This window comes from Streptomyces hainanensis (genome assembly GCF_004348415.1).
In the GTDB taxonomy this organism is placed as follows: domain Bacteria; phylum Actinomycetota; class Actinomycetes; order Streptomycetales; family Streptomycetaceae; genus Streptomyces; species Streptomyces hainanensis.
The window spans coordinates 1-3,066 of the sequence record NZ_SMKI01000668.1 but is presented as its reverse complement, the minus strand read 5'-3'; the positions used below and the strand labels follow the sequence as shown (position 1 = coordinate 3,066).

General features: G+C 73.2%; 4 protein-coding genes. 2 read left to right on the top strand and 2 right to left on the bottom strand.

Annotation, left to right across the window (positions count from 1 at the left end):
* Positions 1–493 (bottom strand): GNAT family N-acetyltransferase, cg3035/Rv0428c family (locus E1283_RS34415; protein WP_425086274.1); only part of this gene is annotated, 493 nt, incomplete at its 3' end.
* Between the two features lie 195 nt (positions 494–688).
* Here E1283_RS34415 and fdxA point away from each other — a divergent pair.
* Positions 689–1,015, top strand: coding sequence for a ferredoxin (gene fdxA / locus E1283_RS34410; RefSeq protein WP_132822096.1), 327 nt, complete (start codon positions 689–691; stop codon positions 1,013–1,015).
* Positions 1,016–1,121: 106 nt separating this feature from the next.
* Positions 1,122–2,225 (top strand): succinyldiaminopimelate transaminase, encoded by a 1,104-nt coding sequence (gene dapC / locus E1283_RS34405; protein WP_243745306.1) that lies wholly within the window; start codon positions 1,122–1,124, stop codon positions 2,223–2,225.
* 47 nt (positions 2,226–2,272) lie between these two features.
* Here dapC and E1283_RS34400 read toward each other — a convergent pair whose 3' ends face one another.
* Positions 2,273–2,695 carry a hypothetical protein gene (locus E1283_RS34400; protein ID WP_132822094.1) on the bottom strand — a complete coding sequence of 141 codons (423 nt, stop codon included), beginning with the start codon at positions 2,693–2,695 and terminating at the stop codon, positions 2,273–2,275.
* Between the last annotated feature and the right edge of the window lie 371 nt (positions 2,696–3,066).

Genomic DNA, 3,066 nt, shown 5'->3' with positions numbered 1-3,066 from the left:
CCGTCGAGTGGCCGCCGGCCCCCCAGCCGCGCTCCGCCAACTCCGCGGCCAACAGCTCGCCGGAACCGTCGGCACCCGTGGTGACCTGCAACGAGGCCGGCAGCCCACGTGCCGCGAACCAGGCGCCGAGCCGGTCGAGATCCGGCGCCCCCCTCCCGAGCGACGCCTCCTCAAGCGGCACGGCCGAGTTGGCCCGCCGCGTCCAGCCGCCGCAGGCCCGCGCCAGCCAGCCCCCGACCTCCTCGACGTCAGGACCGCACCAGCCGCGCGCGGCCACCAGCGTCAGCTCCCGGACGCCCGCCGCCGGCACCCCGCGCCGCCGCGCCGGCGTCGGCGGCACCACCTTGCCGGCCACCAGATCGGCCTCCGCGAGCCGCACGGTCCGGCCGTCACGCCGCGTCACACTCAGCTCCCCGCCGGCCCAGGACGTCAGCACGCCGACGGTGTCCGTGAATCGCGCGCCGGGCTCCCGCGCGCCGGTCAACGTCCGCACAGAGACGCGTTTTCCCACGTCAGCGCGGGTAATCCGAACGATAAGGTGTCCGCTCGTGGTGAACTCCACCGTCTAGCCAGCCCCCTGAAGGTCACGCTGTTGTCCTGACCGGAGATACTAGGGCTGAGCACCGACGACGCCGCGCTCCCGCGCGCCATCAGGCGGACCGCCGCCCCAACGAGGAGGACTGACAGCGTGACCTACGTCATCGCGGAGCCTTGTGTCGACCTGAAGGACAAGGCATGCATCGAGGAGTGCCCTGTCGACTGCATCTATGAGGGGGAGCGCGCCCTCTACATCCACCCCGACGAGTGCGTCGACTGCGGTGCTTGCGAGCCGGTCTGCCCGGTGGAGGCCATCTTCTACGAGGACGACGTCCCCGAGGAGTGGAAGGACTACTACAAGGCCAACGTCGAGTTCTTCGACGAGCTCGGCTCGCCCGGCGGGGCCAGCAAGCTGGGCCTGATCGAGCGCGACCACCCGCTGATCGTCGCGCTGCCGCCGCAGCAGCACGACGAGTGACATCCTGGCCTTCTTGCGTGTCAGCGGTCCCGTGCGGCACCAGCCGTACGGGACCGGAGCATTCCGCGAGAGGCCCCTCAACCGTTGAAAGAGAGTGAGCCACCCCGTGTCGTCGTCCCGCGTCTCAGCCCGCCTGCCGGCCTTCCCCTGGGACCGGCTCGAGCCGTACAAGGCCACCGCGGCCGCGCATGACGGCGGCATCGTCGACCTGTCCGTCGGCACCCCCGTCGACCCGGTTCCCCAGCTGATCAGGGCCGCGCTGGCGGCCGCCGCCGACAGCCCCGGCTACCCCACCGTCTGGGGCACCACGACGCTGCGGGAGGCGATCCTGGGCTGGCTGGCGCGCCGCACCGGTGCCGCCGGGCTCGACCACCAGAACGTGCTGCCGGTGATCGGCTCCAAGGAACTGGTCGCCGCGCTCCCCGCCCAGCTGGGGCTCGGCCCCGGCGACCGGGTCGCCTACCCGGAGCCGGCCTACCCGACCTACGAGGTGGGTGCCCGCCTGGCCCGCGCCGAGCCGGTGCCCTACCAGGGCGACCCGACCGAGCTCGACCCGGCCGGCCTGCGGCTGCTCTGGCTCAACTCGCCCGGCAACCCGACGGGTCGGGTGCTCTCCGCCGAGCGGCTGCGGGCGATCGTGTCCTGGGCCCGGGAGCACGGGGTGCTGCTGTTCAGCGACGAGTGCTACCTGGAGCTCGGCTGGGAGAGCGACCCGGTGTCGGTGCTCCACCCCGACGTCTGCGGCGGCGACCCGACCGGCGTCGTGGCTGTCCACTCGCTCTCCAAGCGGTCCAACCTGGCCGGCTACCGGGCCGCCTTCCTCGCCGGCGACCAGGCCGTCCTCGGCGAACTGCTCGGCGTCAGGAAGCACGCCGGGATGATGCTGCCGGCCCCCGTCCAGGCGGCGATGGCCGCCGCGCTCGGCGACGACGCGCACGTCGCCGAGCAGCGGGCCCGCTACGCGGCCCGGCGCGCGGCGCTGCGGGACGCGCTCACCGGCCGCGGCTTCCGGATCGAACACAGCGAGGCGTCGCTCTACCTCTGGGCCACCAGGGGCGAGCCCTGCTGGGACACCGTGGGCGAGCTCAGCAAGGAAGGCATCCTGGTGGCACCCGGGGAGTTCTACGGCGCGGCGGGCGAGCGGTTCGTCCGGGTGGCGTTCACCGCCACCGACGAGCGGGTCGCCGAGGCGGTGCGCCGGCTGTCGTGAACCGCCGCCGCCGGGCGGCTGGTTCACGACAGCCGGTGGCGGCGCGGTCAGAGCAGCGAGATGTCGTTGACCTTGTCGTCGACGGTGGGCACGTTCGCGAGGAACTGCTCCGTCGTCGGCGGCTGGCCGGTCACGGTGGTGACGGCGTCCTCGACCAGCGGGGGCCCGTCCTGCGCGGCGCTCTCGGCCAGGTCGCGGACGACCGGCATCAGCACCGGCATCGCCTCCATGACCACCGGGCCCACCAGCCGCTCGACCGTCGGCGTCGCCAGCTCGTTGAGTGTGGTGGCCGCCTCGTTGACGGTCTGCTCGTCCATCGCGAGCAGCTCGGTGGCGCTCCCCAGCCCGTTCACGTTCGGGTCCAGCACCGGCCCCGCCGCGCTGGCCTGGCCGGCGGCGGCGACGGGCGCGGCGGTCGCCGCGAGCAGCAGCGCGGCCTTGGCCATGCGGTGCCTGAGGGGGTTCGTCATGATGCTCCTTAGCCCGGGGGTTCGCCCCGGGATTCGCCCTGTGATGGACCCTGAGTGAGACGCCGTCACGGCGGAGGCGTCGTCATGGCGCTGTGCCTATCGGTCCCGGGCGGGGCGAGGTTGCGGTTCGCAACGGTAAAGGATTGGTAATGCGTCGCATTATCGAGCTCGCGGTGGTGCGCCGACGGCCTTCGGGAGAATGGGCGCCGGGCGTGCGCCGCGGGCGCGTCCCGGTTATCGGCCGGGAGGCCGGCGGAATTTCCCCCCACCGCCGTTTGCCGGAACGCCCAAGGCCGATAAGCCGGGTTACTCGGCCGCGACGGAGAGCCGGAGTTCCGCGCCGGAATCCGCCGCGTTCCCCGTGCCCTCCC